This is a genomic window from Halobacteriovorax sp., from assembly GCF_041587335.1.
Lineage (GTDB): Bacteria > Bdellovibrionota > Bacteriovoracia > Bacteriovoracales > Bacteriovoracaceae > Halobacteriovorax.
This window is the reverse complement of sequence record NZ_JBFGYP010000019.1, coordinates 1-26115: the sequence shown is the minus strand read 5'-3', so window position 1 is coordinate 26115 and position 26115 is coordinate 1. Positions and strand designations below refer to the sequence as shown.

Annotated in this window: 29 protein-coding genes and 1 other RNA gene; 20 read left to right on the top strand and 10 right to left on the bottom strand. The window is 34.8% G+C overall.

Annotated elements, in window-relative coordinates:
* Positions 1-238: 238 nt before the first annotated feature.
* Positions 239-727: a phosphatidylglycerophosphatase A gene (locus ABX784_RS04895; RefSeq protein WP_372653310.1), complete on the bottom strand. Its 489-nt coding sequence runs from the start codon at positions 725-727 to the stop codon at positions 239-241.
* A 43-nt stretch (positions 728-770) separates the two neighbouring features.
* Here ABX784_RS04895 and ABX784_RS04890 point away from each other — a divergent pair, with 43 nt between their 5' ends.
* Positions 771-1997 carry a TIGR04552 family protein gene (locus tag ABX784_RS04890; protein ID WP_372653308.1) on the top strand — a complete coding sequence of 409 codons (1227 nt, stop codon included), beginning with the start codon at positions 771-773 and terminating at the stop codon, positions 1995-1997.
* Here ABX784_RS04890 and ABX784_RS04885 read toward each other — a convergent pair.
* The 6 genes from ABX784_RS04885 to ABX784_RS04860 are packed head-to-tail and all read right to left on the bottom strand — an operon-like array spanning position 1994 to position 6562.
* Entirely contained in the window at positions 1994-2878 is an 885-nt protein-coding gene (locus ABX784_RS04885) for an alpha/beta fold hydrolase (protein WP_372653306.1), read from the bottom strand. The genes ABX784_RS04890 and ABX784_RS04885 overlap by 4 nt on opposite strands.
* Positions 2868-3293, bottom strand: a complete 426-nt coding sequence (locus ABX784_RS04880; RefSeq protein WP_372653304.1) for a hypothetical protein — start codon at positions 3291-3293, stop codon at positions 2868-2870. Before ABX784_RS04880 ends, ABX784_RS04885 begins: the two co-directional genes overlap by 11 nt.
* A 29-nt stretch (positions 3294-3322) precedes the next feature.
* A complete protein-coding gene (locus ABX784_RS04875) occupies positions 3323-5464 on the bottom strand; it encodes an ATP-dependent DNA helicase RecG (RefSeq protein ID WP_372653302.1) in 2142 nt (713 codons plus the stop codon).
* The gene (greA, locus tag ABX784_RS04870; protein ID WP_372653300.1) at positions 5436-5912 is read right to left on the bottom strand and encodes a transcription elongation factor GreA; all 477 of its coding nucleotides are present in this window, start codon (positions 5910-5912) and stop codon (positions 5436-5438) included. The genes ABX784_RS04875 and greA overlap by 29 nt, the downstream gene beginning before the upstream one ends.
* 9 nt (positions 5913-5921) lie before the next feature.
* Entirely contained in the window at positions 5922-6221 is a 300-nt protein-coding gene (locus ABX784_RS04865) for a hypothetical protein (RefSeq protein WP_372653297.1), read from the bottom strand.
* Positions 6221-6562 carry a hypothetical protein gene (locus ABX784_RS04860; protein WP_372653294.1) on the bottom strand — a complete coding sequence of 114 codons (342 nt, stop codon included), beginning with the start codon at positions 6560-6562 and terminating at the stop codon, positions 6221-6223. Before ABX784_RS04860 ends, ABX784_RS04865 begins: the two co-directional genes overlap by 1 nt.
* Before the next feature lie 282 nt (positions 6563-6844).
* On the opposite strand from ABX784_RS04860, the gene ABX784_RS04855 reads away from it, so the two are divergent.
* The gene (locus ABX784_RS04855) at positions 6845-8563 is read left to right on the top strand and encodes an ABC1 kinase family protein (protein ID WP_372653293.1); all 1719 of its coding nucleotides are present in this window, start codon (positions 6845-6847) and stop codon (positions 8561-8563) included.
* On the opposite strand, the gene ABX784_RS04850 is transcribed toward ABX784_RS04855, so the two are convergent.
* Positions 8564-9592 carry a GNAT family N-acetyltransferase gene (locus ABX784_RS04850; RefSeq protein ID WP_372653291.1) on the bottom strand — a complete coding sequence of 343 codons (1029 nt, stop codon included), beginning with the start codon at positions 9590-9592 and terminating at the stop codon, positions 8564-8566.
* A gap of 274 nt (positions 9593-9866) precedes the next feature.
* Here ABX784_RS04850 and ABX784_RS04845 point away from each other — a divergent pair, with 274 nt between their 5' ends.
* The 3 genes from ABX784_RS04845 (at position 9867) to ABX784_RS04835 (ending at position 12889) form a co-directional block, all read left to right on the top strand.
* Positions 9867-10715: a flagellin gene (locus tag ABX784_RS04845; protein ID WP_372653289.1), complete on the top strand. Its 849-nt coding sequence runs from the start codon at positions 9867-9869 to the stop codon at positions 10713-10715.
* A 267-nt stretch (positions 10716-10982) separates the two neighbouring features.
* A complete protein-coding gene (locus ABX784_RS04840) occupies positions 10983-11816 on the top strand; it encodes a flagellin (RefSeq protein WP_372653285.1) in 834 nt (277 codons plus the stop codon).
* A gap of 89 nt (positions 11817-11905) precedes the next feature.
* Entirely contained in the window at positions 11906-12889 is a 984-nt protein-coding gene (locus ABX784_RS04835) for an NAD(P)-dependent oxidoreductase (protein WP_372653280.1), read from the top strand.
* 12 nt (positions 12890-12901) lie between these two features.
* On the opposite strand, the gene ABX784_RS04830 is transcribed toward ABX784_RS04835, so the two are convergent.
* Positions 12902-13435 (bottom strand): hypothetical protein, encoded by a 534-nt coding sequence (locus ABX784_RS04830; RefSeq protein WP_372653278.1) that lies wholly within the window; start codon positions 13433-13435, stop codon positions 12902-12904.
* Positions 13436-13496: 61 nt separating this feature from the next.
* Positions 13497-13696, bottom strand: a non-coding RNA gene (ssrS, locus tag ABX784_RS04825) — 6S RNA.
* Positions 13697-13925: 229 nt separating this feature from the next.
* Between ssrS and ABX784_RS04820 the strand changes: the two genes are divergently transcribed.
* The 15 genes from ABX784_RS04820 (at position 13926) to ABX784_RS04750 (ending at position 25966) form a co-directional block, all read left to right on the top strand.
* On the top strand, positions 13926-14111 hold the full coding sequence (locus ABX784_RS04820) for a Flp family type IVb pilin (RefSeq protein WP_372653276.1): 186 nt from the start codon (positions 13926-13928) through the stop codon (positions 14109-14111).
* A 123-nt stretch (positions 14112-14234) separates the two neighbouring features.
* Complete coding sequence (locus ABX784_RS04815; protein ID WP_372653274.1) at positions 14235-14444, top strand: hypothetical protein; 210 nt, start codon at positions 14235-14237, stop codon at positions 14442-14444.
* The gene (locus tag ABX784_RS04810; protein ID WP_372653272.1) at positions 14444-14950 is read left to right on the top strand and encodes a hypothetical protein; all 507 of its coding nucleotides are present in this window, start codon (positions 14444-14446) and stop codon (positions 14948-14950) included. Before ABX784_RS04815 ends, ABX784_RS04810 begins: the two co-directional genes overlap by 1 nt.
* Positions 14920-15231: a hypothetical protein gene (locus ABX784_RS04805; RefSeq protein ID WP_372653270.1), complete on the top strand. Its 312-nt coding sequence runs from the start codon at positions 14920-14922 to the stop codon at positions 15229-15231. The genes ABX784_RS04810 and ABX784_RS04805 overlap by 31 nt, the downstream gene beginning before the upstream one ends.
* Before the next feature lie 74 nt (positions 15232-15305).
* Complete coding sequence (locus ABX784_RS04800; RefSeq protein WP_372653268.1) at positions 15306-15746, top strand: hypothetical protein; 441 nt, start codon at positions 15306-15308, stop codon at positions 15744-15746.
* Positions 15730-16266, top strand: coding sequence for a hypothetical protein (locus tag ABX784_RS04795; RefSeq protein WP_372653264.1), 537 nt, complete (start codon positions 15730-15732; stop codon positions 16264-16266). Before ABX784_RS04800 ends, ABX784_RS04795 begins: the two co-directional genes overlap by 17 nt.
* 87 nt (positions 16267-16353) lie before the next feature.
* Entirely contained in the window at positions 16354-17169 is an 816-nt protein-coding gene (gene cpaB / locus ABX784_RS04790) for a Flp pilus assembly protein CpaB (protein ID WP_372653262.1), read from the top strand.
* Complete coding sequence (locus tag ABX784_RS04785) at positions 17169-18650, top strand: hypothetical protein (protein WP_372653259.1); 1482 nt, start codon at positions 17169-17171, stop codon at positions 18648-18650. Before cpaB ends, ABX784_RS04785 begins: the two co-directional genes overlap by 1 nt.
* Positions 18650-20887, top strand: coding sequence for an ATPase, T2SS/T4P/T4SS family (locus ABX784_RS04780; RefSeq protein WP_372653256.1), 2238 nt, complete (start codon positions 18650-18652; stop codon positions 20885-20887). Before ABX784_RS04785 ends, ABX784_RS04780 begins: the two co-directional genes overlap by 1 nt.
* A complete protein-coding gene (locus ABX784_RS04775; protein ID WP_372653254.1) occupies positions 20887-21777 on the top strand; it encodes a type II secretion system F family protein in 891 nt (296 codons plus the stop codon). The genes ABX784_RS04780 and ABX784_RS04775 overlap by 1 nt, the downstream gene beginning before the upstream one ends.
* Before the next feature lie 88 nt (positions 21778-21865).
* Positions 21866-23494 (top strand): DUF6531 domain-containing protein, encoded by a 1629-nt coding sequence (locus ABX784_RS04770; RefSeq protein WP_372653252.1) that lies wholly within the window; start codon positions 21866-21868, stop codon positions 23492-23494.
* A gap of 113 nt (positions 23495-23607) precedes the next feature.
* Positions 23608-23793 (top strand): hypothetical protein, encoded by a 186-nt coding sequence (locus tag ABX784_RS04765; protein WP_372653250.1) that lies wholly within the window; start codon positions 23608-23610, stop codon positions 23791-23793.
* A 176-nt stretch (positions 23794-23969) separates the two neighbouring features.
* On the top strand, positions 23970-24164 hold the full coding sequence (locus tag ABX784_RS04760) for a hypothetical protein (protein ID WP_372653247.1): 195 nt from the start codon (positions 23970-23972) through the stop codon (positions 24162-24164).
* Between the two features lie 105 nt (positions 24165-24269).
* On the top strand, positions 24270-25652 hold the full coding sequence (locus ABX784_RS04755) for an aldehyde dehydrogenase family protein (protein WP_372653245.1): 1383 nt from the start codon (positions 24270-24272) through the stop codon (positions 25650-25652).
* A gap of 125 nt (positions 25653-25777) precedes the next feature.
* Positions 25778-25966, top strand: coding sequence for a hypothetical protein (locus ABX784_RS04750; RefSeq protein WP_372653242.1), 189 nt, complete (start codon positions 25778-25780; stop codon positions 25964-25966).
* Positions 25967-26115: the final 149 nt, after the last annotated feature.

Here is a 26115-nt window from a genome sequence, read left to right as displayed (position 1 = left end):
TTACTCCTACATTGATTATTTTTAATGTGTGATCACGTTACGCTATCACTTTAAATGCCGTTAAGCACGATCAAACTTGTGCAAAAAAGTCTACTTCATTGAAATTCAAGTGCTTGTAATTAATGATTTTAAATAGCGCTAAACTCAATTTCTGAATAAACTAATCACTTGGTTTATATATCTAGTATTTGCGTAAGTGCTGCGTAAGTCAAGAAGAAAATGCGTAAGTTGCGTAAGTTTAAATGATGCCGAGCGCATTAATGGCTAAATAAACCATTCCTGCAAAGATTCCGCTGATTATATCGTCTAGAATAGTTCCACAGCCGTGATTAACTTCTTTGTCGAAATAACTTGCCGGCCAAAACTTCACAATATCAAAGAATCGAAATAGTACAAAAATTATTGTATAGTGTAGAATAGAGTGTTCCTGAAGGAACAACCATGTTGTTGCAACGCCTAAAGATTCGTCAATTACAATCCATGATGGATCATGTAGCTTGAGGTTTCTTTGGGTATAGTCTGCTACAAAGCATGCCCCCGTAGTGGCAATTGCTAAAAAAGGGATATACATAAAGAAAGGAGCTCCAAGAGTTCCAAGTCCGTAAAGAAAGGGCATTGTAACTAGGGTTCCAAATGTTCCTGGGGCCCATGGGAAAAATCCCGAACCGAAAACTGAAAGGAATATGATATCTATATTTTTTAGGCTTGGTTTGTTTTGTTCTGACATGGGGTTATGGTATTTTATTTTATTCTTTAAGGAAATAGATTAAATGGTAAGACCAGATTATTTATCAAATTATATGTTCGATTGGGAAACTTTAGATGTCGTTGTAGGTGGAAGATCTGCCTTAGATTCTAAGTTTTTTGTAGCTCCTTTAATGGGGACAGAGCAGGTTAATCAATTTCTTAAGGGTTATGGATTAGATCCTAATGACCCTATTAGTAAGGCTGAGCTTTTTGGAAACTTCCAGGAGGCAATGCAATTTGTAAGAAGATACTTTCTTAAAGAGGGGAATAATGAGGGATTGGATTTAAAGATTCCTAACTCCCTTTATATGATCACTGATGTTGGTGAGCTTCTGTTAATGGCAACTGGACAGAAAGAAGGAATTGATAAGGAAGAAGAACTCTGGGCAGAAATCATTTTAAAGGTGATGCACACAATTCTTCATGTTGATAAAGACTTAAGATCTACGTACTTCTCAGTAATTCAAACTCAAATATTTGATAAATTTTATAAATACATTACACGTGATGCTGATAATCTCTACCTTTCATGTGGAAGCGAAAAGATTAAGCTCGTAGATTTTGAGACTAAGTCTAAAAAAGCGAGAGAGAGTGTTATCATTAAACTTTTACATAAAGTTGAAAATGTTGCGGAAGAGCTTTTTGATAGAGTAGGTGTTCGATTTATAACTGAAACAAAATTTGATGCACTAAGAGTTGTAAACTTCTTAGTTAGAGAGAACATTATAATTCCTCATAATATCAAGCCGAGTAGGTCAATCAATACACTTGTAAACTTACAAGACCTTAAAGAAAAGTATCAAAATATTATTAAGATGAGCCTACGTAATGACCTTGCTGAAGATAGATTTGTAAATGCTATTGAAAGAGAGATTGCAGAGAGTGAGTCATCTATTAAAGACGATAGAAATAAGCATACATCTAAAAAGTATAAGGCCATACAATTTACTTGTAGACAGCTTATCAAATATAAAAATCCATTCTTTAAAGAATTTAGTGCTGTAAGAAAAGCTGCTAAGGCCGATGGTGAAAGTGAATTATCAAAAAGTATAATGAACTTAGACTTATCTATGATTGCTCGTGATGTTAGATTCTTTTATCCATTTGAAGTTCAGATAGCTGACTTGAAGTCTCATAAAGAAAATACTGAAGGAGAGGCTTCTCATGCTGAGTATAAGAAGGCCCAGACTCGGTCAGCAATGAAGAGAGTCTTCGGTAACCTAATAAAGTATAAGAACCTAGAGGTTTAACCCCTTTTAATAAATGTTTCGATCCTAGAGTTCGTTAGCTCTGGGAAATCAATTTGTGGAACGTGACTCCCATCTTTCAAGATATATAATTTGGAATTAGGAAGATATTCTTGAAGAATTCTTTGTAGATAGTTTGGAATAACCTTGTCTGAGTCTCCTCCAATTACGAGAGTTGGAGTGAAGATATTTTCAAGTGATGTAATAATGTCATGGTTTTTCATCTCTTCTAAAAGATGAAAGAATATATCTTTTGGTAGCTCACTAATTTTTTTCATATATATTTGGACAAATGAATCTTCAACTTTCTTGGTATTAAACCCTCCGTCTAATACGGCTTTTCTGGCAATAGGATTTTTATAAGAATTTTTCCAAATGAATTCAAAAATATTTGGACTATTGTTAGCAAATTTTTGAATAAAAGGAGATGCTATATCCACAATATTTGAATCAAACATTATATCCTGTGGAGGGAGAACTGAACCAGAGATTAAAATAGATTTATATATGCTATTTGGATAGTTCTTACAAAACTCTAAAGTGACATTTACACCCATGCTGTGCCCAATCATAATAGGCTTTGTTATTTCGAGTGTATCTAATATTCCTTTTAAGTCTGCAGTGATATTTTCAAATGTACATAACTCAATCTTATCTTGCCCTGATGAACTATAGTGTGCTCTGTAGTCATGAACTAAAATCTTGTAACCAAGATTATCAAAATACTCTTCTTGAGGAGTGAAGTGTTGTCTATTGCAGACAAGTCCATAGTTAAAAACGATTACAATTTCATCGTGCTTTAATTCTTCTTTTTTAAAATTCGTTAAATAGAACACTCTCGTTCCATCATTTGAATAGTAAAAGTCAGGATATTCATTTTTCATTATATTTTATCTTCTCTAGATGTATAAACTCTTGTTCAATTAACGATAGTATTTCTTCAAGCTCTGGTGTCTCTTGAATTCTTTTTTTGTAAAGATGCTCAGTGTCCGTGATTGGATCTATATGACTATATTCGAAGTGAGAAACTTTAAATTTAAAGTTTCTGTATGTAAGTTCATCCCCAACCTGAATAGTTTTTTTTCCAGAAATTTTCTTCCCATTAACAATATAAAAGATACCTGGCTTTACATTTTCAATATATAATTTGTCACGCTCAACAGTAACTTTAAAGTTCTCACATGAGCTTTCTGTAATATTGTTCCTGTTTGACTTACCTAGTAGAACGATATTTCCATAGTTTCTATGATGACCAAGTAAATAGGGATTAGGGGAGTTAATAACTTCAATATCTATCATAGATACTATTTTATCAAATAAACATGAAGCTAAACAGTAGAAAAAACTTTAGCATCTTTTGCCAATCGTTTAAGTCTTTCTTGTACATTAGGACTATTTTGATTGAGTATTTCTAGAGCATCTTCTCTAGCTTGTTCTAATAAGTGAAAGTCAGTGATAATATTTGCAATTTTTTTAATATTGTTACTTCCAGACTGATCTTTCCCAAAAATATCTCCGGCACCACGTATTTTTAAATCTTCTTCGGCAATCTTAAATCCATCTGTATAGTTTTCTATAACTCTTAATCGCGTCATACTCTCAGAGGATAATTTATTGTCTATAACTAAAAAACAAAAGCCTGGTTTATGACCTCTTCCAACTCTTCCTCTTAGTTGATGGAGTGAGCTAAGTCCAAACCTTTCTGGGTTCATTATGGCCATGATTGTTGCATTTATTATGTTTATACCAACTTCAATTACACTGGTTGCAATCAGAATATCAATTTCCTTATTCTTAAATGAGGTGATTGTATTGTCTTTATCTTGCGACTTAAGTTGACCATGTAGTCCTTGAATCTCGAGTTTGGGAAAAAAATCCTTAAACCTTTTTAGAACATCCTCTAAATTGAGCATATCTTGTTTAGGGTTTTCAGTTATGGCCGGGACAACTATATAAACTTGTTCTCCCATTTGAACACGAGTGTTTACAAAATTTAAAAAATTTCCAAAGTTTTCAGGCTGTACAATTTTTGTCTTATGCCCTTTTCGTCCATTTGGCAGGGTACTAATTGTTGAGATATTCAGATCACCATATTGAGTCATACTTAAACTTCGAGGAATAGGAGTTGCTGACATGATTAAACAATGTGACCCAACTCCTTTTCTTATAAGCTTTAATCGTTGTTCTACTCCGAACTTGTGTTGTTCATCAATTATAGATAACGCTAAGGACTTGAACTCTACGGAATCTTGTATTAATGCATGAGTTCCTATTATGAATTGTGCCTCTCCATTTTTACACTTTTCAATTACGTTATTTTTTTTCTTTTGAGATAAAGACCCTACAAGTAGTTGAACTTCTATATTTAAATTAGAGCAGTACTCTTCTATTTCTAAATAATGTTGATTCGCAAGTGTTTCTGTCGGGCACATCAAAACGGCTTGGTGGCCATGTTCAATGACAATAAGACCGGAGGTTATTGCAACAGAAGTTTTTCCGCAACCAACATCTCCTTGTAGTAGTCTCATCATTGGAAGTCCTGACTCCATATCTGTACATACTTCTTTTATTGCTTTTTTTTGATCTAAAGTAAGATCATATGGGTAAATTGATGAAGACTTTTTTAAAGAGTCTTCACTACAAGAAATTCTTATTCCTTTTGGTCGAAAGTTTTCAACTCTTCTTAAATGAATTTTAAATTGCTCTTCTAGGAATTCTTCATAGATTAATCTTGTTCTTGCTTCTTCGAATAGACTAATATCCCATTTCTCTAATAGATCTGTCTTTCCGTGTATGTAAAGAAGTGAATCTTTTAAGATCATTAATTTACGCTTGTTTAAAATACTTTTTGGAAGTACTTCCTGAATATTGTTCCATAAACTATGTGGAATTTTATCAATAATTTTTTTTATGTTTGTTGAGTTCACCCCGTTCACAGTCGGATATTGAATTTTCAAATGAGGAAGTAGATGATCTCTCTCTTCTGAGTTGGGGAGAGTTTCCTCGAGAGTACTTTCAAAATCTGGATTTATAATCTGTTTACTTTCGCCATATATTTGTACTTTTCCAGTGAACTTAACATAATTAAGAAGCTGTATCTTTTGAGCAATAGATGGATACGCATTGAACCATTTTAGTTCCATAGTCTTCTTAGATAAATGATCCTGAATAACTACTGTGATATTTAAGAGCTGCGCTTGATTTCTTCCTCTACCTTTAAAGCTAGGAAGGGATCTTACAGATATAACTTTTCCAATACCTGTAAATAAGCATTCCTCGTAAGCACTTTCGAATTTCTTAATAACAGGAGTAGGGTGTATGCGTAGGGGAATGATCCAGAGTAGTGATTGTAAAGTTGAATGGCCGGAATCAATAAGAGATTGGATACTTTTTGAAGGACCTTTTTGTGAAAGGTCCTCTAGTTTTGAATCCCAAGTGAGATTAGATATATTCGAAGGACTCGACTTCATACTCTATATCACCCTTAGGAGCTCTTACTGTAACTGTATCGCCTTCTTCTTTCCCAATTACAGACTTTCCAAGAGGAGACTTATAAGAGATTTTACCTTCTTTCATATTTGATTCAATTTCACCAACAATTTTAAAAACAAGAGTTTCATCTTTATCAGTATCTAAAAGCGTAACAGTTGCACCAAAAACAATTTTATCAGTAGATAGTGTTTTAGGATCAATGACTTGGGCGCTAGCAATAACACCTTGAAGTTGCATAATTCTTCCTTCAACAACAGATTGCTTTTCTTTTGCTGAGTGATACTCTGCATTTTCTTTTAAATCTCCAAGGTCTCTAGCTTCAGAAATAACAACTTTTAGTTCTTCTCTTTCTACCTTTATTAAATGATCTAGCTCTGCTTGAACTTTATCGAACCCTTCTTTTGTAATTGGTGTATCGTTACTCATAATTTACCCTTAATCTTTAAATAATGAATTTGCCGCACTTAGCAGATCATCCTGTTTGTTTGTTACTGTGTTATCACCCTTTAGGATGAAGTAGTCACAGAAATTAGCTTTGTCTTTTTCAACAATGCGGTCTGCATTTGTCTCGCGACATTCGTTATATGCTGTTTGGTCATAGAACCCACACATTTTACAGCAATGTATACTTGCATAGCAATATGGGCACTCTTCACTTCTTAAAATCTTGCTATTTTGCTCAAGATCTAATGTCTTGCTACATGAATGACAGTTGATTTTGTTTTCTGTAGGCACTAAAAGCTCCACTTCTTTTCTAAATAGACTGTCTTATAGCTCTTACTTTGAGTATTGCCTAGCCCTGACTGATTATATTCAATTTGTGGTAGATTTCTTTTATTATACTCTAAAATCGCTCTATCGAGGTTTTTTTCATTAGAGGATTCTTGAGTTCTTGCCATTAAAAAGTTAATTACAATAGAGGTGATTCCTCCAATTAGTAAAGTTTTCTTATTTCCACCTGTTGAATTTACAAAAAAGCTCGAAATAATCATCGTAGTACCTAACGTTCCAAGAGCAGCATTATGCCATTGAACTTTAGTACCATCTTGATACTTTTCAAGAAAATCTGAGGCCACCTTATCTTTTTCAAGGTAATGCCTAAGCCCTTCACCTTTCTGAGTAGCATTTGAATCTATTAGGACCTCTTGTTGATTTATAATAGCTGTTCTTGAGCATGTGTCTTGGGCAAGTACACTGACTGCAGAAAATATAAATATAGTTATTACTTTGACGATTTTAATCAGTTACTCCTAATTAGTTTGTTAAATATTAACTTAAATTACCCTGTTTTAAAATAGACATCGGTGGGATGCTTTTGCCCGTTATTTGTGTAGTGTGTAATGAGTTAAGATAAGTATATGGATTTAATAAAAACAGGTATCGGAATTACCAAAACAATTCGAAATGTTTCCCGGTTAAGGGAAATTGTAATCATCTTTGCTAGACACGGTTTTGATGAGTTTATATCAGGGTCAATCACTCAATTGATTCCAAACTTTGTACTACCTAAGAGTAAAAAAGGTATAAAGGCAGAGTTAGAGGAAGAGGGGCATAAGGACTGGGGTGAGCTGCTCGGCTTTAGATTGAGGAAATGTTTTGAAGAGCTGGGTCCTGCGTTTATAAAATTTGGACAATTACTCTCTTCTCGAGAAGATATTTTTGATGAATCCTTTATCGCTCAAATGAAACTCTTAAGAGATCAGGTCAAACCAGTTCCGTTTGATGAATCAGTTAAGATTATTAATGAAAGCTTGGGTGAGCCTTGGAAAAATGTCTTTTCTGAAATTGATCCTTGCCCTATAGGGACTGCATCAATAGGAGTTGTATATAAGGGAAAACTAAAAGATGGATCTAAAGTTGTCTTAAAGGTCCAGAGACCAAATATAAGAAAAGTGATGATTACAGACTTTTCTATAATGAGTCTTGTATCAGCTCAGGTTGAAAAAGTTAGTGACGAAATTCGTTTTTTGGGAATATCTAGAATAGTTAAAGACTTTTCAATTTCATTACAAAATGAGCTGAACTTCAATATTGAAGCTCTCAATAGTGAAAAGTTAAAAAAGAATTTAAAAGTTCATGATAAAGAAGAGTTGTTTTATATACCTAAGGTGTATAAAGAATATAGCTCTGAAAAAGTTCTCGTTATGGAACTTCTTGATGGTACTCCTTTTAGTGAATCAGAGAATATTAAAGATGATGTTCAAGAAATAACTCCACTACTACAGAAAGGTCTAAAAACATTTATCAAGACTTTCTTAGTGGATGGTTTTTTTCATGCAGATCTTCATGGTGGAAACTTCTTTTATCTTAAGAATGGTCAAATTGGTTTAATAGACTTTGGACTGATGGGTCATTTAAGTAAGAAGGGGCGAGAAAACTTTATCGCAATTATTTATGCACTCCTATCATTCAACTACGAAAATTTAGTTTATGAATTTTTAGATGTCGCAGAATATGAGTCTGTTCCAGACGTAGATGTTTTAATTTCTGATGTTAGAGATGCTCTTTCTCCTTTTGTAGGGCTGACAGTTCAGCAAACTAATTTCACTATTGTTCTTAGAGAAGTTATAACGACTCTAAGAAAGCATGAGATTTTCCTTCCGAGAGAGTGGTTTATAGTATTTAGAGCTCTTATTACTTTAGATGGTGTTGGGAAGAACCTTGGTATGGATATCGACCTTTTTTCTCTAATGGAAAACGATATTTACGCTATAGTAAAAAATAGCTTTAAAAAAGAAGACCTTGTTGAGGAGGCTATTTGGCTAGGCCGAGATTTTCTCTCAAGTTCTAAGGTCATTCCAAGGCACATAAAATGGTTTTTAAAAGATTTCTCTAAGAAGGGTTATGCTTTTGAGGTTATACATACTGGACATGAGAAACAATTTGACCAGGTTACAACTGCGATTCTCTTCTTGAGTCACTCTTTACTTGCATCAGTCTTTATTGGTTCAGGAATATTTCTAATCGGAAATCGTATTGTGGATCATTTCGCAGACATTCCAACAGTGACATATATTCTCTGGGCAATTGCTTTTGGATTACTTTTGAAAGGATATAGTTTAGCCCGAAAATTATAGTTAAATCGAATCTAGGCCTGCTATATATATAGCAGGCATTATTTCTGAGAATTCACTTATTGGATTCGGTCCAAAAATTCCAGTTAGAAAATCCTCTTCTGAAAAATCAAACTCTGCACTTTTATATTTAACCTGTATCATACTGTCTTTTTTTCTTAGTATTGATAATTGGTTATTTGTAATTTTAGATAAGAATAGAGATAGCTTCTTGATATCAGCAACTTTAAAGAAAGCACCAAAGAAAATATCTTTTTTATTAAAGGTGCTATTATACTTTTCTGGAAGCCAAAGCATGTAATCAGTGAAGTCTTTAGACATTGGTATAATGTCATTATCTATTGAAGCAAATTCATGAATGATATTACTTAGATCATTTCCTTTATCTTTTATAAAGTAGGATGAAATCTTATTATCTTTCTTATTAATAAATAAAGAACATGATGTAACTTCTTTTATCTGATCCCAATCACTCTCAGATCTTTCAAGAGTTAGAAGGTCTTGGTTTTGATAAATGCTCTTTATTTCAGCGAACTCTATAGGTGTTAATGATTTAAAGTTTGTTTTTATCCAGCCATTAGGTAGGTTTTCACTGAGTAGTTTCTTTTTTCCAGTCTGTATTACTCCACCAGCTTCATAGAACTTGAATCTATTATAAAGAGGCTTTAGGTCTGACCACAAAAGGAGAAGAGAATTATTTTTTGAGTACTTTTCAATTATATTATTAAAGAATGGAGTAAAGTTTCCTTGTTGCTGATACTTTTCATTTAAAGCAATTGCTCCAATAAGCGCCACTTTAGTTTTAATACCTTTATAAGTGAGATTTCTCTCTGTAACAGCAATATGTCCAATCACTTTATCCTTATCAATAAGGATGTGGCAGTTTTGATGATTTAGTGGAGTCATTAAAGGATAAAAGTCCGTCAGAAAGCTGTGATGAGAAGGGTATTTAAACTCCTTTTCTATTAAGCTAATAGTGTCTTCAAAGAAATCCGGAAAATGTGCAAGTGTACTTTGTATATAATTACTCATACATCGTATTTTAGCGGAGAATTTCTTAAATATTTAATATATTTTGTATTTTTTTTATTCACTTTCTTCTCTCTAGCATTATCGATTCATTGAAAAGCATGCTTAAGTGTTTGTTATTACAGACGTGCGGCAAGAACTTCCCTGTCTAAAGATTAAACACTTTTTTCTAAAGAAAGGATGAGATGCGTCGAAGAGAGTGTTGAAGGGTATGTCACGGACGACATACAGATTGGTAAAACTAAGATTTACCGACACTCACATCAAGGAGGATGAAATGGGACTTCGAATTAATACAAATGTTGCGTCACTTAACGCCCAGAGGAATTTGAGCGGAACACGTATCAACCTTAACAAGTCGTTAGAAAAACTATCGTCTGGTCAAAGAATTAACAGAGCTGGCGACGATGCTGCTGGACTCGCAATTTCAGAAAATTTAAAAGCACAGATCAAAGGTCTTGGACAAGCTAAGAGAAACGCTGAAGATGGTATCTCTCTTGTACAAATTGCTGAAGGGGCGCTCGGAGAAGTTTCAAATATCTTGATTCGTCTTAGAGAGCTATCAGTACAGGCCGCTTCTGATACTATAGGTACAACAGAGAGAAAGTTTCTTAATGTTGAATTCGAACAATTAACTTCAGAGATGGATAGAATTGCAAACTCTACAGAGTTTAACAGAGTACCTCTTCTAAATGGTACTGGTGCAGTATTTGATATCCAAATCGGAACGAGAAATGACCCTATCAGTGATAGATTAACATTTGATGCTTCAAGCGCAGACGTTAATGTTGCTGCACTAGGTTTAAACCTTGCTTCAGTTGCAGATAAGATTTCTTCTCAGAACTCTCTATCATCAATTGACTCAGCAATTGTCTCTGTTTCAGGTATTAGAGCTGACTTTGGTGCTCTTCAAAACAGATTACAATCAACAATCAATAATATTTCAGTAAGTGTAGAAAACTTATCTGCTGCTAACTCAAGAGTTAGAGATACAGATATCGCTGCAGAGACTGCAGAGTTAACTAAGCAGAATATACTTATGACTGCTGGTACATCGGTTCTATCGCAAGCGAACTCAAGTACAAAGAACGCATTAAGTTTAATTCAATCAGCTTCACAGGGCTAATCCAGTGACTTCGGTCACTAGAAAATTGAATTAACTTTAACTTTGTATTAGGAGGACCATATGTTTGGACCAAATGGATGAATAGTCTATAGCAATTGCTTATCCTGCAAGATTCAATTGCTTTAAAAATAAGAATACAAAAGAACAAAGAATAAGAACAAGTAATTAAAGAATAGAACAAAAATATATACTACTACTAATAATTTTTTTGAACATGAGGTTCGAAGTACGCCACAGGAGGTTGCAGATGTTTGAAGGAGATTAATCATGGGAATGAGAATTAATACTAACGTATCTTCGCTATCAGCACAGAGAACGTTAAGTACTACAAATAGAAAAATGAATGACAACCTGAGAAAACTTTCATCAGGTGAGAGAATAACTAGAGCTGCAGATGATGCTGCAGGACTCGCTATAAGCGAAAACTTGAGGGCCCAGATTAGAGGGATGAGACAAGCAAAGCGTAATGCTAATGATGCGATCTCTCTAATTCAAACAGCCGAAGGTGGATTAAATGAGATTTCAAACATTGTTATTAGACTTCGAGAACTCTCAGTACAAGCTGCCAACGACACGCTTGGACCACAGGAAAGAAAGTTTTCAGACATTGAATTTCAAAACCTCAAAGAAGAGATTGATAGAATCTCAAGGTCAAATGAATTCAATGGAGTTAAGCTTCTTGATGGAACAGGCGGGAGAATGGAATTTCAAGTTGGTATCCACAACGACCCAATCAACGACAGACTTGTCTACGATGGGACCGGTGCAGACGCCACAATTGAAACTCTTGGGCTCGCAGCTGACAATGTTGCCTCTAAAGAGGGAGCTCAGTCATCGCTACAGAAACTTGATGATGCACTCGTGCAGATCAATGGAATTAGGGCCGGAATGGGTGCCCTACAAAACAGACTCTCGTCAACAGTCAACAACTTGGGGATTAGTGATGAGAATTTAAGTGCAGCTAAGTCAAGAATTAGAGATGTAGATATCGCTGCTGAAACAGCAGAGTTAGCTAAAAACAATATCCTAATTCAGTCTGGAACATCAGTGTTATCGCAAGCTAACCAGTTCCCGAGCATAGCTACTAAATTACTTGGTTAAATATTGTTCTTTATTGCCCATGCTTCGAATGAAGCACGGGCATTTTTTCGTTTATATTCCTAGAAATTAATTAGTGCTATAATACCTTTATGGAAAATGTCACAACTCTCGTACCTAAAAGAGAAAAAACAATTTTAATATTTGGTCTATCTTCTTTTGTAGGATCTAATCTTGCAGAATTTTTTAAGAAGGACTTTCGTGTTGTAGGAACTTACAATAAAAATCCCGTTTTTATTCCTGGTGTTCTTGCTTTACCTTGTGATGTTTTAAATAAGGAAGAAGTTCAGCTAGCTCTTTATGCATTTAAGCCTGATATTACTATTTATGCAGTAGGGCTCTCATCTCTAATGGAGTGTGCTAGAAGTCCAGAGCTTGCTGATGCGTTAAATGCCAGTGGACTATTCAACGTAGTAGAGTATTGTCAGCGCTATAAGTCTCAAGTGTGTTATTTATCTTCTGGTTTTGTATTTGCTGGAGAGGATAAACACTATATTGAAATGGATATTCCAGACCCAAATACTGTTTATGGAAAAACTCAAGCATCAGCAGAGTTCTATATCCAAAAGTCCTCATTGAACTATGTTATTTTTAGAAGCTGTAAGCTCTACGGTAGAGGTCATCTTGAGAATCGATCAACTACTTTTGATAAAATCCAAAAAGACTTCATGGATAGAAGAAATATCTCTTGTGATGATACAGTTAGGACGGGCTACTTAGATATTTACTACCTTGCTATGATTTTAAAAATTTGTTTTGAAAAAGGCGTAAAGAATAGACTCTTTCAAATTAGCTCAAATGATACTGCTACATTCAATGAGTTTGTAAAAGAGTACTGTGAGGTCTTTAATGAGGGGACAAGTCTTGTTCAAAAGGGGAGATGGAACTTTCCATCGATGACTCCTGCTGGAGATAAGATAAAGTTCGAGCTTGATATTTCTAATATTGAAGGCTTTTTGAATATTAATATGCCTTCAATTAAAGAGTCTCTACAACTAACCTTTAAAAGATTTATGGGGAAAGCAAAAGGTAGAAGTGGTAAATCTTCTAACAGTGATGATGTTACATTTATTTAAATAATGAAGTGATTATCTAGCAGAGTTTCTAATAAATTCTGAGAGGTAGTGTCTTACAAGCGCTTCCGTTTCTATAATCTCACCATTAAATCTCCACGTAATATCATTAAAAGGTCCTAGGTGGGCCCTTACTTCATGTACGCCTTGAGATCCTGTTGAGTCAGTAGATCTTAGTCTCGCTGAGAATACTTCTTTACCATTTGCTAGGAAACCAATAGTTATTAAGTCAGCCGCCTTTCTTGCAACGATAAGTCTTAAACTATTTCTAAATAGCATGAAGTCATTTATTGTATTTGAGATTTTAAAAATCTTTATTGCTGAACCTGACTGATGTGATCCTCTGTACTCATTAAACTTTGAAACAAAGATTTCAAACTTTTCTCTGAGGTCATCCATATAATCAATTGAAGATTCTTCTAGCATATGAAGAGGATTTAGATGGTCGTTGAAGTTAACTACTCCAGACTCTTCCATATTAATCTCTTCAAGAGCTAAACTCTCTATCCACTTTGTTGAAACATCTTTTTGTTGATTTATTTGGTCCATATTACAATCATCCGTAACTGTTCGTTTTCTGTCAAATTTTTAGTGGATTAAAGAGTAAGAAAAGAGGGTCAAGAGCTGTCAACTTGGAGTCTTCCGCCCGCCATTAGACAGGTGGTTGCAGTAATTAATTATTTTAGGCTTCTCACTCCTTAGGATTGCTCCAAAGTGCAAGCTTGCTCACCATAATCAGGGACCGCCTCCTTGAAAGAAATTGTAGGGCGAAAAAACTATTATTGCCAACTACAAGACCCATAACCATTATACCGTTCTTTTCACTGATTTATACAAGAAAGGTAATATTTATGTGATTTTAATGTGTTGCATATATTTACTAGGAAAAGTATGAAATTGCTTTGGTGCAGCATTGCTGGAGTGTATAATAAATTATAAGTGGAGTAATTAGCTAGGTTATTGATTTTTTGGATAACTATGAAGTTTTTCTTAAGTTAGATGAAAAAGTGACCGACAGGATTATTCAAAGGAGTAAGTTATGAAAAAAACTTTGCTGGCCTATTTGAAAGATGAGAGTGGGCAAACTTCAACAGAATATATTCTTCTTGTTGCAGTTGTAGCTTTAATTGTATTCAAATTCAAAGATGTTGCCTCAACTAGATTAAATAAGATTACTGAGGACGTTTTTGGTAAAGCAGAAGGCTTTGTAGACAGTATAGAATAATAGGTTATTAACTCTAATTTCTAGGGTGAAAAACCTATTATTCTCAATTGGTTATCCTCAAAACGACTAGGAATTATATTCCTAAGTGTCCTATCGTATACAAATTTCTGTTAATTTAGATACATGGTAAAAGGTAGAGCCGGACAGGCCCTCATTGAGTATCTTATTCTATTTGCATTCATGTCTCTTATTGCCTTGAACATGGTGAAGGGAATGGGCGGAATGATGTCTGATTCCATTCGTAGCATTGGCTACCAACTCACTCAACAATTAACAATAGGTGTCTGTGCTGAAGAGTGCTGGTATTCTGACTACGAAAATAGGACGAAGTAATGCCGATAGCAGTATATCTCTTTCTTGTTGTTCAGCTGTTCTTTGTAGCATCAAATGATATTGCTCATAAGAAAATATCAAATTTTTGGCCATTGATTAATATAGGCTTTTATATAATCAGTATTTTTGTCTTTCCACAGCAATATGTATTCAACTTAGAGACCTTTGTTTTTCCGATAGCATTCTTTATTGTAGGGGTGTTTCTGTTTTCATTGAAAATAATGGGAGCGGGGGATTCGAAGTATCTTCTATCATTTTATTTATTAATCCCAGTTTCTCTACATGAAACGGCCTTCATATTTTTGGCGTACTCTACCGTTGTTGTGGGAATGTCGTTACTACTGACAAATATAATGAAAAGAGTCGATATAATAAAACTAGCAATAATGACTAGAAATATCAGATTAATAAAAACAATATTTGGGCAAAGATTTTCTTATGCTCCTGTAATACTAGTTTCTTGGTTATGGTTTGGATGGACAATAAGAGAAAAAATATTTTATTAAATGAGAAAGGTCAAAGTGTTGTTGAATACATAATGCTTTTAGCTGTTATTAGCACAATATCTTTCTCTATAATAAACTCAGATCGTTTTAAAGACTTTATGGGTGAGGATTCAGCATTCTTTGCTGGTCTACGCTCTCAAATAGAGTATGCTTATAGACATGGGTATCTAAATAGTGAAGCAGATAGGTCTGATAGTAACTATAGTGGTCCTCATGAAACTTATTATAATATAGACGATGGTCAAACACGTTTTTTTTCAGGAGCTGACCAATATCCCTAATACATAATAAGGAAGAAGGTCAATCAACGATTGAATTCCTTATGACTTTTATATTCTCATTTGGTTTTATATTTTTGTTATATAAAATCTCTATTGATGCAACTAGTGGGTTCTATATTCACTATGCAAACTATATGGCATCAAGAACATACCTGACTGTTGAAAATAATAGTGCAAATGTATCTGGTGCTGATAACTTTGCATTCGAAAGTGCAAAGCAGGTTTTTGAAAGTTATAAGCCAGAGGTAATGATTAAGGGTTTTAACGGTGGAATAAGTGTTAATGATCCTGAATCCACTCCTAATGCTTTATATGTGGGCACTATCGTAGATTACTCTGTTCCATTTTCATTTAGTGAGCTGATTGGAGGGAGAGATCCCGTATATTATAAATCTGAGTCGTTCTTAGGGCGTGAGCCTACAAGATCTGAATGTCTCGCAAGAGTATGTAAAGTTATGCAAGATTTAGGTGCAGAATGTAATACTCATATAACTTTCTTTGATAATGGCTGTTAAGTGTAAGAAGAAAAATATATTAAATGAAGAAGGACAAGCAATTTTTGAATTTGTTTTATTTCTTCCATTTATTATATTTCTTTATACTGTTCTAATTAATTTAACCAACTCATTGAATGGATCTATTAATCAACAGAAAGCAACTAGGGGATATTTCTATCGTCTACTCAAAAATGATTCTAGGGCCCCAAATAGAATTGATGTGGAGTTTCTTACAAGTAAGGGAATAAACGTTATAGGCCCTGTCAGTGTTGGCTGGAGAAGAAAATCAGTCGGTGATAGTCAATCATTTGGAACTTGTTACAAGTTTATGAACTTCTTTGGTAATGAGACGAGCGAAGAGTGTGATGAGTTAAGAGAGGGAGAAGTTACCTCGAACTTTGTAAAAATATTCACTTTCTATGGTGTATGTGGAGAAACATACATGAGATCTGATTCAGGTTACGTCGAAAATACTAATTTCCTCAGGAATGGCCGCTTCGCTGGCGAGCTCGGATACGATCAATGTGTCCAAAAATAACTATTTAGACTGACACTTCTTTCCCCATTCTTAACTAGTGAAGATTATTTGGTAAAATTAATAGTAGTCACTTAATAAGGTAAGAGAATGAACACTAGAGCACTTACATTGGCCTTAATTATTGCAGTCTTTGCAATGTTTATGGTTTACACGTACATCGATGATGAGAAAACAAAAATCATCAAAAAGTATGGTAAAGAACAATCAGTCGTTATTGCAAAGACAGATATTAAAGAGCTCGAGTTAATCGATGACTCTAAGGTAACTGTAACTTCAATGCCATCAAACTTTGTGCATGAGAAAGCATTTAAAACTATCAAAGAGATTCAAAACACTGTTGCAACAGTTCCAATTTTAAAAGGTGAGCAAATAACAAAACCTAGAGTGAGTTGGCCTGATGAAAGAAGTGGTTTATCAAGACAGGTTGCTGTTGGTAAAAGAGCAATATCATTAGACGTTTCTGAGAGAGCATCTGTTGGGAAATTAATTAAACCTGGAGATAGAGTAGATATCTTAGCTGGGATTGATTATGCCGGTGGTAGAAAAGACTTACAAAAGATGAAGACGATTCTACAAGATGTTTTAATTCTTTCGACTGGTAAAAGTATTTCTGGAAACCTTCCTATTATTGGAGTTAAGACTCCAAGAGTAATTAAGAAAATGAAGCTTAATACATATAGTGATTATGGAACAGTTACATTAGAACTTGATCCATATGAAGTTCAAAAACTTGTATTTATTTTAAGTTATAACTCTGGAACGCCTCCGTATCTTGCATTGAGAAACAATACGGATAAAGAAGTTGTGCGTATCAAGTCGACAAAGTTATTTGATATCTTAGGTGAAGATGCATCTGAAGCAAAAATATTCTTCTCAGAGAAATACAAAGGCCAAGGAAATTAATGAGACTTATAAGTTCAATTTTTATATTCATGATTTCTATAAATTGTTTTGCTCAACAAGGAAAAAACGTTCCAGAGAAGAAAGTTGAAGTAGTTCTTGGTATAGATCATGTTGAAAAAGTTGACTTTGCACCGTCTACAAAAGTTCAGGTTGGAAATGACACTATTTTAAACCATGTGATTATTCCTCAAAAGAGAGAAATAACATTTAAAGGACTCAAGCCGGGTCAAACTTCTGTCATTATAAGAAATACTGTCGGAGATATAAAAGCAAAATTTCTAGTTAATATTACGGCAACAGATCAATCCAAAGTTGTTCAAGAGTTAAAAGAGTTCTTGGGTGATGTTGAAGGATTAGAGATTGGTATTAAAGGGAATAAAGTCTATGTGGGTGGGGAAATTGTTGTTCCGTCAGACATAGGAAAGGTGATTGTTGTTTTAGGTGGTTACCCCGATGTTGTTCAACTTGTTGAACTTTCTCCTCAAACACAAAGAGTGATTGCAAAGAATATGCAAAAAGAAATTCAAAAAAGTAACATGCCCGATGTAACAGTCCGAGTTGCGAATGGATTATTTATGCTTGAGGGGGTTGTTAGTTCAGATGTCGACAAGACGAGAGCAGAGCAGATTGCAGCAGTCTATGTTCCAGATATGATTCAAAATCTAGCGAGACGTACTGAGGCTGTTAAGACTGCAGAGAAAGATATTATTCAAAATTTTATAAGTGTGAACGCAAAGAAGAAACCAGCACCAATTCCTAAGCTTATTAAAATTTCGGCTCAGTTTGTAGAGCTTACAAAGGATTATAATAAAATATTTGGTTTTAAGTGGGAGCCTGTTTTAGGTGGTGATGGTGGATCTATAAATATTGGCAAAGGGACAGATGGGGGAGTTACAAGCTCATCTAGTGGAACTCTTGCAGGAACAATTTCAAATTTATTTCCAAGACTTGCTTCTGCTAAAAGTGCAGGTTATGCGAGAGTAATTCAATCCGGTGTAATTATAACTAAAGATAAAATTGCTAGTAAGTTAGTTAAGAAAAGTGAAAAACCTTTCTCTATCGGAACCGGAGAGTTCGTTAGAAGTGAGAGTGCAAGCGCTGGGTTTGATCTTGCTGTTACTCCAACAATTCTTCCTCAAGAAAAAATTGATTTAAGTATGGGGATTACAGTAAGTGCTAATGTCGGAGACCCACCTGAGACAACATCTAACACTCTTCAGACAGCTTTAGTTGTTAAGAGTAAGGAAAGTGCTGTTGTTGGTGGTGTAGTAGTTAATAAGTCATCTACGGATTTTGATAGAAACCCTCCTGGTGGAGTAGATGAAGTTGAAGATGGGAATACATTATTCTCGTTTGTGAAGTCAAAAGCATATTTAACAAACAAATCTCAGTTCGTTGTATTCGTAACACCTGAAATAATCGAGTCTGCATCTACAGGGACTGAAGAAATTAAACGAAAGTTTAGAAGTAGAAGAAGATAATGGCCGGACATATAATTACAATTATTGGTGGAAAAGGTGGACAAGGTAAGTCGCAGATAGCAGCAAACCTTGCATTTGCTTATGCCGCAGAATCAAGAGCAAAAGTTCTTCTTCTTGATTTTGATAAGAAAGCTAGTGGCGATCAAAACTTCATAACAGGTATTAAATCTAGAAAGACAGTTAAAGATTTATCAGAATTTTCTGGGGCCATTGATCCTCGTTCTATAATGCAATTTGTAACAGCACACCCTGCAGGTGTGAGTTATATAGGAATGCCAACAGATCCTACTGCAAGTGAGGGGATTAATGCTGATGGGTTGGGTAAGACATTAAAAGCGATTACTAATATTTACCCTCTAACAATTATAGATGCTGGTAGTGAGATGAATGATCTTGCAGCTAAGGCACTAGAGTTTTCAACAATGATCTTCCTTGTTGTTACTCCTGATATTTTAGCTCTAAATCAAACTAAGAGATTATATTCAGACCTTGTTACTATGATGTTTCCTAAAGATATGATGCAAGTCATATTGAATCAGCATCAAAAAGGTCACCCGGTAACTCCAGAGGTTGTAGGAAAAGCAATGGGGAAACTTCCTTTTGCAAATATTCCAAAAGATGATCAGACATGTGTAATGGCACTAAATCAAAAAAAGCCTGTGATGCTAATTGCTAAGAAGAGTAATTTTGCAAAAGGAATCATTGAGTGCTCACGAAAAATTATTCAAAAAAATATTTTAAAGTCTCTAGCAAAATTAAATAAGCCCTCAGATGTCGGGGCAAAGAAAGATAACTCGGGGCAAATGGATGGAAAAGCAAAGAGTGCTTGGACTGAGTTGAAATCAAGAATTCATAAGTCTCTGGTAGATGAAATGGATTTGAAGAACTCTGATGATAATGACCCTAAAGCTTCTATTATAATGCGAGAGCAGACGAAGAAAATGGTTGTTGAGTTATTGAGTAAAGAAGACACAAAGAGTGTCTTTCAGTCCAGAGAAGACATGAACAGAATCGTTAAGGAGATTCTTGACGAAGCTTTAGGGCTGGGTCCTTTAGAGGATTTGCTAGCGGATAAAGATTGTTCTGAAATTATGGTTGTTGGGCCTGATAAAATATTCTATGAAAAAGATGGGAAAGTTAAAAAATCTGAAATTACTTTTACTAATGACAGACAGGTTCTAAATGTTATTGAGAGAATTGTTGCTCCTATTGGTAGAAGAATTGATGAGAAGACTCCTTACGTAGATGCAAGATTGAAAGATGGCTCAAGGGTTCACGCTATAATTCCACCATCAGCACTTGATGGTTGTTGTATAACAATAAGAAAATTCCCCGAAGAGGTCGTAACTTATAAAGATTATATTAGGTGGGGCTCGCTTACTCAAAGTATGGCCGATTTCCTTAGAATAGCTGTTGAGGGACATCGTAATATTGTTGTTAGTGGTGGTACAGGTTCAGGTAAGACGACTCTTATTAACATTCTTGGAGGATTTATTCCTGCCAATGAGCGTATTATTACATGTGAGGATTCGGCTGAACTAAACTTTCCTCAAGATCATGTCGTTCGTCTTGAAACACGTCCACCTTCTCTTGAAGGAGATGGTGAGATTGATATTAGATGTTTAGTAAAGCAAACACTAAGAATGCGTCCCGAGAGGATTGTTGTTGGTGAGTGTCGTGGTGGTGAGACTTTAGATATGCTTCAAGCGATGGGGACAGGCCACGATGGATCGATGACAACTGTTCACTCAAATAATCCAAGAGAGTGTATTGGACGATTAGAGACTCTTGTTCAATATGCAGGTGCGGGAATTAGCCCAAAAGCAATTAGAGAAATGATTGCTAACTCTGTTCATATGATTATTCAGCAAAAGAGACTGGATGATGGTTCTAGAAAGATGACTCATATTTCAGAGATTGGAGGAATACAGGGAGAGGTAATTACTCTTCAAGATATTTTCTTATTCCAACAAAGAGATATAGATAAAAATGGAAAAATAATAGGAGAGTTTCAGGCAACAGGGTTTATACCCAAGTTTATCGAAATTCTTGAGAGGAAGGGTTATAACGTTCCTCGAGGATTATTTACTAATAATACAAATGATCAAAAGGGTGGAGGTTCAACTCCTCCTGCATCTTCAGGTGGTGGAAAACCTCCTGCTAGTAATGATGGTAAACCAAGACCAAAGCAAAGACCTAGCGGTCAAGGTAAGCCAGTAAAGAAGAGGCCTAGTTAATGAGTTTCTTTATTGCACTGATTGGTAAATCTGGAGTTATTGGGTTAATTGGAATTGCATTATTTCTACTGTGTTATAAGCACTCTCAAGGGATCTTTAATTGGATTGAAAATCAAACTTTTGGAACTAGAACTTATATTATGGAGAAGCTAGAGCTTCTGTTTATTGAAATACCAGAAGAAAAAATTACTTATGCTCTCCTTGGTTGCTCTGTTGGTCTTGGCTGTTTTATGTTTCTCTTCTTTGGAATACTAGGTCAATGGATTCTTGGCTTTATCTTGGGGATATTCTTTGGATTTATTGGTTTTAAAATACCAAAGCCTCTGATTAATTATTTGGTTGAAAGAAGAATAAATGAATACTCTAGTCAAATGGTTGATGCTCTGACCCTTCTGTCAAATGGGATTAGGGCCGGATTATCAGTACCTCAGGCGATTGGTATGGTTGTGGATGAGATGCCTGCACCAGTCTCGCAAGAGTTTAACATGATTCTTCAGCAAAATAGAATAGGGGTTCCTCTAGAAGAGTGTTTCGATAACCTTTCAAAGAGAATTCCTACAGAAGATAATGATATGTTTGTTTCCTCTATTAATATCTTAAGAGAGACTGGTGGTAATCTTGCAGAAGTATTTGATACCATTGTTGATGTAATTAGAGAGAGAGTGCGATTAAAGCAAAAAATCGATACGTTCACTGCTCAGGGAATGTTTCAAGGTGCAACCATCTTCTTAATGCCATATGGGATTGGACTTATATACTTTATTTCAGACCCTGATTCAATTAAACCTATGTTTACTCATCCCCTAGGGATAGTGCTGACTTTAGCGGCACTTGCATTTGATTTTGCAGGTGGTTTTGTCATTATGAAGATAGTAAAAATAAAGGTTTAGCTATTTAGATAAAATACTTTAAAGTTCCTAGCTTAATTTGCCGATATAATATACGAGAGAATTATAGTGCTCAAAAAAGGATTAATACATGAAGCTTGTTAAATTACTCCTATTATTATTTTTAATTCCTGCAACAGCGTTTGGTGGAGTTAATCTTAAGAATGGAAACTTCTACATTTCGTACACAGACATTATTGTGCCAGGTGGTGGTCACGATCTTGAAATTGTAAGAACGTACAATTCTAAATCTACTGAAAAAGGTTGGTTTGGTTTTGGTTGGGGTTCTGATTATGAAACATTTCTAACAGTCTCTGCTGATGGCTCGGTTATTGTTCATGAGAACGGTAGTGGTGCTAATACAAGATTTGTTCCTAAGGAAGCAGTAGATCCAGTTGCTGCGGCCCAAAGAATTATTGAGGCGATGAGAAAGAGAACTTCTGTAACTGAGCAGGTAGCAAAGTCTTTAAAGGTTAAGCTTACTAATGATGCTGAGCTTAGACAGGCCTATGCCAGAAAGTTTAGTGTAAAGGCTCAACTTGCTAATGGAACGATTCTTTACTCAAATACAAGAGGGCTTCAACAGGTTCATAAAGTAAGAGATGGATTTAAGCGTGTTTATAACGATGGTAAGGTTCAGTTCTTTAATAAAGATGGGAAGCTATCTAAGATCAAAGATAAGCATGGTTATACAATTTCTTTTGAGTATAAAAATGGAAATCTATTAAAAATTAAAGATTCTCAAGCTAAGCAACTATTCTTTGATTGGTTTCAAAATGGAAGAATTAAAAGTATTTCATCAACTGCAAATAAGAAAACAGGATATAAGTTTGAAGGTGATGACTTAGTTGAGTCAACAGATGTTGCAGGAAACACTTTCAAGTATTCATATGATGCTAACCATAATATGAAGGCGATTAGTTACTCTGATAAGTCTAAAATGGAGATCAACTATACTCCGAGAACTCAATTTGTTGAATCTGTAAAAAGTAGAAGTGGAGATTTAACAAGCTATAAGTATGATTCAAATCCTAAGAATCCTGATTTCCACTATTGGACTATTGTTACTAAGAAGTCACCAAATGGTAAATCTGTTTCTAATAGATATGAGTACGAAATTAAAGCTAGACCAGATGGTTCTCAATATACTTATAGAATTTTAACAAATATTAATAACCTTAAAACAGAGACTATTTACTCTGAGTGTTGTTCACTTCCTCTTAAAATTACAAGAGGAAACCATGTAACATCTTTTGAGTATAACGCTAAAGGTTTACTGACTAAGAAAACATCTACTAAAGGTGATTATATTGAACTTTCTTACCATAAGAAATTCAACAAAATTACTAAGGTTGTGAATAAGAAGGGTTGGACTAACTTTAAGTATGACGAGAAAAGTGGAAACTTAGCAAAAGCAGATAATAGCTTTGGTAAGTCTGTTCTTCTTATCTACGATAGAAAAGGTCGAATTACTAAAATGCATGACTATGATAAGAATACTAAGAAAAAGAGATCTCTATCATTTGTTTATAATGCTCAAGGTAAGCCAGTGGAGATCAAAATGGACAAGATTGGAAAAATTAATGTTCAGTACGATAACTACGGTGAAATTAAGAAAGTTGAATCTAAGGCCGGACATAAAATGGCCCTACAGGTTACACAAGCTTTCCAATCGCTACTAGCAATTGTTAAGCCAGCAGGTGTTAATCTTAACTTATAAGTTGCCAATGTATTGTGGCAGAAGGGTTAATGAGCTTTTAGTGACTTAGCCCAAATGATGAAAAACTTTTAAAACAAGCGTATAATAGAAGTAATTATAGTTAGGAGAAGAAAATGAAAAAGTTAATAGCAATCTTACTCGTACTAGGCTTTACAATGCCAGCTATGGGCGATGTAGGTGAAAATAAAGATGACAATGTTGAGTGTGAAGAAATCTTCCAAGGTGCATCTGCAAAGAATGTTGCAACGGAAGGACCAGAGACTGAACCTAAGGGTGATCAAAAACAGCGTCAGAAATAATACTCTTTATAAATTTCTAATTAATTGGCCCAAGCTTTATGCTTGGGCTTTTTTTTTGTATATTTCTTATTCACTGTCAAAAAAATAACAAATTGATCTTTAATAACTCCCTAATATTATATTAAGTTTTTGGCACACTTCCTGCTTATATATAAGTACACACATGGGAGAAAAATATGAAAAAACTAATCACAATTACAATTCTATCACTTCTATCAATTTCAAGCTTTGCAGCTGTAGGAGAAGGCTCTACCGAGTGCTTTAAGAACCAGTCAACGCAAGCACGTGTCGAAGGAAAGACTGATGTTGCCCACGATGTAGGTCCTAGAGAGTCTGAGAAGCCTGCTAAGACGACTACGCGTGAACAATAGATAATTGATCAAGAAGTGCAAACAGGAGCCTCGTAAGCCTTGTTTGCCTTTTTTATTTACCGACCTTTTGATGATATAATTCTGATACTTAAAATTGGGATTATTATGAATCAAAATCAAATTTCTGACATTATTCAATTACAAAGAACTAAGTATAGAGAAAATTCTTTCATAGAATATGATACTAGAATGGAGCTTCTCACTAAGGTTCAAAACTGTATTACTAAGTATGAAAAAGATATTCTAAATGCTCTTAGTTTAGATCTTGGAAAACCTTCTTATGAAGCTCAGCTTTCAGAGATTATTTTTGTACAAAATGAAGTTAGATCAATAAAGAAAAATCTAAAAAAATGGATGAAAAAGAGAAAGGTTAAAACACCTCTTATTCATTTTCCGGCTAAAAGTTATATTCGTAGTGAGGCCTATGGGAGTGTTCTAATTATTGCCCCCTGGAACTATCCTTTTCAATTACTTTTCTCTCCCTTAATTGGAGCAATTGCTGCTGGTAATAGAGTGGTGCTAAAGCCGAGTGAAATCTCTGAAAATACTTCTCATCTAATCAAGAAAATCATAGATGAGGTTTTTGAAGAAGAGTATATCGCTTGTGTTGAGGGGGGAGTTGAGGAAACAACGGAGCTCTTAGATGGCCATTTTGATTATATTTTCTATACAGGTAATGCACATGTTGGAAGAATTGTTATGGAGAAAGCTTCAAAGAACTTAACTCCTGTAACTTTAGAACTTGGTGGGAAAAGTCCTACTTTTGTCTTTGGAAATTCAGACCTCGAGTTAGTTGCAAAGAGAATTGTTTCAGGGAAATTTTTTAATGCAGGTCAGACCTGTATTGCTCCTGATTATGTTCTTGTAGATGAAAATAAGTATGAAGAACTTGTGAATAAACTTATAAAATATATAGAAAAGTTTTATGGGGAAGTCCCTTCAAAGAGTAAAGATTATGGAAGGATTATTAATGAGTCCCACTTCAATCGGCTCCTCTCTCTCATCGAAACAGATAGCCTTTTATGTGGGGGGAATACCTCTAGTGAGAAGAAGTTTATTCCTCCAACTTTAGTAAGCGCAAAGGAGGGAGATCTTTGTATGAAAGATGAGATATTTGGTCCCATCCTTCCAATTATGAAAATGGAGAATTTAAAATCAGCAATTGATTATGTCACTGCTGGAGAGAAGCCATTGGCCATGTATATCTTTTCAAATGACTCTAAGGTTCAAGAGGCGATCCTAAATAGAGTGAGTGCTGGTGGAGTGACTGTGAATGATACCTTGATGCATATTACTAACGAGCACCTTCCTTTTGGTGGCGTAGGACATAGTGGTATGGGCTCATACCACGGTGAGAACTCTTTTGACCTATTTTCGCATAAGAAGTCCGTTTTCAAGGCCTCAACAGTTATGGATGTGCCAGTGAAGTACCCACCGTATTTTGGAAAAATAGGTTTAGTAAGATGGCTAATGAGGTTTTTTGGCTAATATTTAGACAGTGTTAATATTTCTTACAGTATAGCTATAGGTAACTGTTTAATATTACGTTAATGGTTTTGGCATACTAAGTGCAATAGTAATAGTAACTAAAATACTATCCTCGGGAGGGATTTATGAAAAAGCTACTATTACTAACAACATTAATTGCAGGATTATCAACTCATTCATTTGCAGGATCTGTAGGTGAGTCAGACACAAGTTGTTTAAAGAACCAATCAACTCAAGCTCGTTCTCAAAAGAATGTAAAAGAAGTTGAGATTCAGGCAGAAGAGCAAAAGAAAACAAACTCTAAAGAATCATAATTATAATCATCCATGTGTAATAATAAAGGCCGAGTTAATATGACTCGGCTTTTTTTAGGACACTTCTTAAAAGCTCTTTTTCTTCTACCGTAAAATTATCATGATTTTTTTCTATATCGGCTTCAATTTGCTTCATTGATTTTTTTACA